Annotated in this window: 5 protein-coding genes; 2 read left to right on the forward strand and 3 right to left on the reverse strand. The window is 72.0% G+C overall.

Annotated elements, in window-relative coordinates; all coding sequences use genetic code 11:
- A partial coding sequence (locus HMPREF3159_RS06805; protein ID WP_070500288.1) for a DNA polymerase III subunit gamma and tau occupies positions 1-1,149 on the reverse strand: 1,149 nt, incomplete at its 3' end.
- A gap of 565 nt (positions 1,150-1,714) precedes the next feature.
- Between HMPREF3159_RS06805 and HMPREF3159_RS17465 the strand changes: the two genes are divergently transcribed.
- Complete coding sequence (locus HMPREF3159_RS17465) at positions 1,715-1,993, forward strand: type II toxin-antitoxin system prevent-host-death family antitoxin (RefSeq protein ID WP_168165394.1); 279 nt, start codon at positions 1,715-1,717, stop codon at positions 1,991-1,993.
- Positions 1,994-2,031: 38 nt separating this feature from the next.
- Here the strand turns inward: HMPREF3159_RS17465 and HMPREF3159_RS06815 are convergent, their stop codons facing one another.
- Positions 2,032-3,327: a hypothetical protein gene (locus HMPREF3159_RS06815; RefSeq protein ID WP_246821526.1), complete on the reverse strand. Its 1,296-nt coding sequence runs from the start codon at positions 3,325-3,327 to the stop codon at positions 2,032-2,034.
- Between the two features lie 295 nt (positions 3,328-3,622).
- On the opposite strand from HMPREF3159_RS06815, the gene HMPREF3159_RS06820 reads away from it, so the two are divergent.
- Positions 3,623-5,101: a dicarboxylate/amino acid:cation symporter gene (locus HMPREF3159_RS06820; protein WP_070500292.1), complete on the forward strand. Its 1,479-nt coding sequence runs from the start codon at positions 3,623-3,625 to the stop codon at positions 5,099-5,101.
- 218 nt (positions 5,102-5,319) lie between these two features.
- Here HMPREF3159_RS06820 and HMPREF3159_RS17650 read toward each other — a convergent pair whose 3' ends face one another.
- The gene (locus HMPREF3159_RS17650) at positions 5,320-5,430 is read right to left on the reverse strand and encodes an LPXTG cell wall anchor domain-containing protein (protein ID WP_210388848.1); all 111 of its coding nucleotides are present in this window, start codon (positions 5,428-5,430) and stop codon (positions 5,320-5,322) included.
- Positions 5,431-5,730 lie beyond the last annotated feature (300 nt).

The raw sequence follows: 5,730 nt of genomic DNA on the forward strand, positions 1-5,730 counted from the left end.
CGCTCCGCCCTGCGGGGCCGGGGCGTCGGCCGCGGCGAGCGCCGCCCGCTCGTCCCGCAGCACCAGCCGGGCCGCGAGCAGCTCGAGGTGGAGACGGGGCGAGGTCGCGCCGCTCATGGTCGAGAGGGTCTCGTGGACCAGGTCGCCGCACTGCGAGAGATCGGCCGGGGCGAACTGCGAGGCCTGGCCGAGCATCCGCTCGAGCTCGCCGGCCGGGACCTGGGGGAGCAGATCGGCGCCCTTGTCCGGCACGGCGGCGAGCACGATCAGGTCCCGCATCCGCTCCAGCAGGTCCTCGACGAAGCGGCGCGGCTCGTGGCCGGTGGCGAGCACGTGCTCGACCGCGGAGTAGAGCGCGGCCGCGTCCCGCTCGGCGATGGCGGTGACCGCCTGATCGAGCAGGGCCGTGTCGGTGAAGCCGAGCAGCGCGATCGCGGTGGGGAAGTCCAGGCCGTCCTCGCCGGCGCCGGCCATCAGCTGGTCCAGCACCGACATCGAGTCACGGGCGGAGCCGCCGCCGGCGCGCACGACCAGCGGCATCACGCCCTCGCCGACCTGGACGTCCTCCGCGGCGCAGACCTCCTCGAGGTAGGGGCCGAGCACCTGCGGCGGGATGAGCCGGAAGGGGTAGTGGTGGGTGCGGGAGCGGATGGTGCCGATGACCTTGTCCGGCTCGGTGGTCGCGAAGACGAACTTCACATGGTCCGGCGGCTCCTCGACGAGCTTGAGCAGCGCGTTGAAGCCGGCGGAGGTGACCATGTGGGCCTCGTCGATGATGAACACCTTGAAGCGGTCCCGCACCGGGGCGAAGGAGGCGCGCTCCCGCAGCTCGCGGGCGTCGTCCACGCCGCCGTGGCTGGCCGCGTCGATCTCGACCACGTCGAGCGAGCCGGCGCCGCCGCGGGCGAGGTCGCGGCAGGAGTCGCAGGTGCCGCAGGGGGTGTCCGTCGGCCCCTGCTCGCAGTTCAGGCAGCGGGCGAGGATGCGGGCGGAGGTCGTCTTGCCGCAGCCGCGAGGTCCCGAGAACAGGTAGGCGTGACCGACCCGGCCCGCGCGCAGCGCACGCCTCAGGGGCGTGGTGACGTGGTCCTGGCCGATCACCTCGGCGAAGGACTCCGGGCGGTAACGACGGTACAGAGCGGTGGCCACCCCGACAGGCTAGTCGAGGCCCCCCACGCTCCCCCACCGTCGCGAGGATCCTCGTGGAGAACCCCGCACTGTGGAGGAGACGTCACGGCTTCCCTCGTCGACGCCGGGCGGTGGTCACATCGCGGAGGTCTTCCAGCGCCGGGCGACCGCCATCCGCCATCCGCCATCCGCCAACAGTCGTCGGTCATACGACGCGCGGCGGCGACATTCCGGCACCGCACGGGTACTGCAGAAAACTGCGTACATCACGTACGTCATGTACGTGCTTTTCCACAACAGACACCGCGTGCGGAGCCGATACCGCCCGGATGGCCGAGACTCCCCCTCAGAGACACGACCGATACGGGGGATGAGCGGCATGGCAGAGAGTGCATGGGACGCAGAGGCGGAGGTGTCGGATCGCCTCGACGCGGCAGACTGGTCGAATCGGGACGACGCGGCAGACGGCTCGAATCGGGACGACACAGTGGACGAGACGGATGGGGCCGACAGGACGAGCGCGGCGGGCGCTGGCCGCGCGAGGTACGTGAGTGACGCGATCGGGACCGCACCTGACGGGCCGGCGATGGGCCCGCCTGCACTGACCGCGATCGAGGCTGCGGTCACCACGAAGATCGTGACCGCCTCGGAGTTCCGCACGAGGCTGAGCGAGCTCCTCGAGCTCTCGCACCGTCAGCCCGTCACGGTGATGAGCCGCGGAGCACGGGCGCGCGGCGTGCTGGTCTCCGCCGACTTCTTCGACCGCGCCTGCTCCGCTCTCGGGGACGAGCCGTACGCTCGGCCCCCGCGCACCCGTCTCGAGGAGATCATGGCGGAGAACAGGCAGTTCCTCGAGTTCCTCTGACCAGCTCGCCGGATCTGCCTGCACGGTCCGGACGGGATTCAGCTCTGCGTGCTTCGCTCACCCGCGGACCGCTCGTCGTCCTCGACCTCCGACGGCGACGGCCCCGAGGGCTCTGCGCCGTAGTCGCCGTCTGGGTCGTGCGCTCGGCTCCCCGGCGCGACGTCCGAGTCCGCGCTTCTCGGCGTCTCGGCATCCGCCCCGTCGGCGGCGCCCGAATCCGCACCGCCCGTCCTCGCGACATGCGCTCCGGCGTCGTCGTCCGAGCCCGCACCCCTCGTCGTCTCCGCGAGCTTCTCCCGGCGCGTGCGCAGGGCGCGGTGGGTCGCCGAGAACACTGCGACGACGACGATCACCGGCACCAGCACGTCCACCAGCCAGCCGGGCACGGAGAAGGGGAGCCCGATGTCCGGCAGCAGGTCCAGCAGCCAGCGCACCGCCTCGCCGATCGGGCGGAGGATCGCGGCGATCAGCTCCCGGATCGGACTCAGCAGGGCGTCGAGGAACTCCCGCACCGGACGCGTGACCTCTTCGATCCAGTCCCGGATCGGCTGGGTGGCCTGGGCGACCGCGACGACGACGGGCCGGATCCGCGCCTCGATCCACTCCTCGACCGGATCGAGCAGCCCGCCGAACAGCGCACCGAGTCCCAGCAGCGGGATCAAGAACTTCGCCGCCTTCGCCAGCGCCGCGATCAGCGCATAGCGGGCGGGATGGGCGGTGCGCTTCTCATCGCGCAGGGCCGACGGGGACCCCTCCGCCGGGACGAGCAGGGTAGTCCGGAACCCGTGCCGGACCTCGACCTCGCCGGCGCCGCCGAGTCCTGCGGTGCGGATCGTGAGCACCTCGCAGTCCTTGACCTCGCCGTCCTCGCGGCGACGGCGCACGGTGCAGCGCAGCGTGGAGAAGCCCTCGTCGAGGCCGAACTGCAGGTCGTCTTCGGCCGCGTAGCCATCAATCGCATCGTCGCGGGTCGCGTCGTCGCCGGTCGCGTCGTCGTCGCTCGCCTCGCGCTTCTCCCGGTCCTTTCGCGCCTTCTCCTCGGCCTTGGGGTCGTGCTCGATCCCGTCGATGACCACGGTGAAGGAGGTGTCCAGCAGGCGATGGCGGGCGCGGACGAGATAGTCGTGCTCGCCGGCACGGCCGCTGTACTCGACGTCGGCGGCGAAGCGGGTCGCCGGATGCTCGCCGAAGGGGACGCCATCCTCCTGGACGGCGTCGGTCCTCCCGTCGCGCCCGTCGGCCGCGCTGTCGGCCCCGTCCGCCACACCGACAGCGCTCGGCAGCACCTCGTCCGAGGAGGCGGGATCGGCGTGGTCCACAGGCGTTCGAGACATGGCTCCACCGTGCCAGGCCTGCTCGCGACCGACATCCTCCGCACGTCGATTCCAGCTTTCTCGAGGTCCTCCGATCGGCCGAGGGCCGCACGGCTCCTCGTGACCCGCCGACGGCGACGCTCCTCCGGTCGGCCAGGCCCTCACGGCTCCGCCGCCGCGGCCTGCCAGGGCGCGCACCGCTCGGCCCCTCACCCCTTCCAGTGCCTGGCAGCAGCACACAACCCCAAAGCCGCGCTAATGTGACCGCATAGCAATATGGTTGAACCTGGGAGCATGGGCGCGTAGCGTCCCGCTCGTGAGCACATCAACCACCTCCTCCTCGGTCTCGACGCGGTCGCGCCACCCGCTGACCGCGATCGCCCGCATCCCCTTCGGCTGGCAGGTCCTGATCGGCCTCGTCCTCGGCATCGTCCTCGGCCTCGTCGCCGCCCAGATGGGCCCGGTCGTCGAGACCGAGGCGAACCCCGACGGCGCAAACTGGCTGACCACAACGCTGGACACCATCGGCACGATCTTCGTGACGCTGCTGAAGGCTCTGGTCCCGCCGCTGATCTTCCTCGCGATCGTCACCTCGATCGCGAACCTCCGCGGCGTCACGAACGCCGCGCGTCTGGCCGGCAAGACCCTGCTGTGGTTCGGGATCACCTCCCTGATCGCCGTGTCGATCGGCATCGCCCTCGGCGTGCTGACCACCCCCGGCGCGAACTCGCAGGTCTCCGCGGACTCCGCCGAGGCCTCCTCCACCCAGGGCGGCTGGCTCGACTTCCTCACCGGCCTGGTCCCCTCGAACTTCCTGGGCATCACCGGTTCGGCCGGGGGCGACGGCTCCGTCTCCCTGAGCTTCAACGCCCTGCAGATCCTCGTCATCTCGATCGCCGTCGGCATCGCCGTGCTCTCCGTCGGCGAGAAGGCCGAGCCCTTCCTGAAGGTCACCGGCTCCGCGCTGGAGATCGTCCAGAAGCTGCTGTGGTGGGTCATCCGCCTCGCCCCGATCGGCACCATCGGCCTGCTCGGCAACGCCGTGGCCAGCTACGGCTGGGACGCGATCGGCCAGCTCGGCGTGTTCACCCTCGACGTCTACGTGGGCATGCTGATCGTGCTGCTGGTCGTCTACCCGATCCTGCTGAAGGCCAACGGCCTCTCCATCGGCTCCTTCTTCCGCGGCGTGTGGCCGGCGACCTCGCTCGGCTTCGTCTCCCGCTCCTCGCTGGGCACCATGCCGATGACCCAGACCGTCACCGAGCGCATGGGCGTCCCGCGCCACTACGCCTCCTTCGCGATCCCGCTGGGCGCGACCACGAAGATGGACGGCTGCGCCGCGATCTACCCCTCGCTCGCCGCGATCTTCGTCGCGAACTTCTACGGCGTGCCGCTGGGCGTGACCGACTACCTGCTGATCGTGCTGGTCTCCGTGCTCGGCTCCGCCGCGACCGCCGGCATGACCGGTGCGACCGTGATGCTCACCCTGACCCTGTCCACCCTGGGCCTCCCGCTCGAGGGCGTGGGCCTGCTGCTCGCGATCGACCCGATCCTCGACATGGGCCGCACCGCCCTGAACGTCACCGGGCAGTCGCTGGTGGGCGTGATCGTCGCCAAGCGCGAGAAGATCCTGGACCAGGACACCTACGACGCCGCGGCCCGCACCTCCTTCCAGGCCGAGCAGAAGGCGGAGACCGACGCCGCGGAGCGCGCGGAGTCCGACGACGCCACCGCCGCGTCGCCGGAGGCCCCCGAGGCGACCGACGCCCACGAGGCGGCCGGCACCCGCGCCTGACCCGGCCAGCACCTGCGCCGCCGGCACCGCCGGCGCACAATTCCGAGTCCCTGGCGTGACCTCGACCCCGTACAGCGGGTGAGGTCACGCCAGGGACTCGTCTGTTGTCAGCCGCGGGTGACGGTGGGCGCCGAGGGGCGCCGGCGTGAGCCGCATCGGACGGTGATGCCCTGCCCCCCGACGCAGGGACAGGGCATCACCGGTTCTCGAGCGGACGCTCAGGCCCGGCGGCGCCGCACCAGGGCGATCCCGGCACCGGTGAGGGCCAGTGCCAGGGCGGCGAGTCCCGCCGCCTCCACACCCGTGCGGGCGAGCGATCCGGTGCTCACGGCACCGTCCTGGGCCTGCTCGTCGCCACTCCCGTCCGCGGCGCTGCCGGGCCTGGTCGCACCGGAACCGCCGGCCGCTGCCGAGCCCTCGGAGCCGGCTGCACCGGAGTCAGCGTCGCCGGGATCGGACGCACCGGAGTCCTTCGCTCCGGAACCGGTCGCGCCCGGGGCGCCCGCGCCGTCCCCCTCGGCACCGTCCGCGCCGCCGCTCCCGCCAGCGCCGTCACCGGCGCCAGGCCCGTAGGAGCCGCCGTTCCCATCGGATCCCTCCGAGCCGCCCGCGCTCCCGGAGCCGCCACC

This window comes from Brachybacterium sp. HMSC06H03 (assembly GCF_001807385.1).
Classification (GTDB): domain Bacteria; phylum Actinomycetota; class Actinomycetes; order Actinomycetales; family Dermabacteraceae; genus Brachybacterium; species Brachybacterium conglomeratum.

Coding starts and splice junctions, on each gene's coding strand:
- HMPREF3159_RS17465 (WP_168165394.1), top strand. CDS start 1,715: ATGGGCCCGCCTGCACTGACCGCGATCGAGGCTGCGGTCACCACGAAG.
- HMPREF3159_RS06815 (WP_246821526.1), bottom strand. CDS start 3,327: ATGTCTCGAACGCCTGTGGACCACGCCGATCCCGCCTCCTCGGACGAG.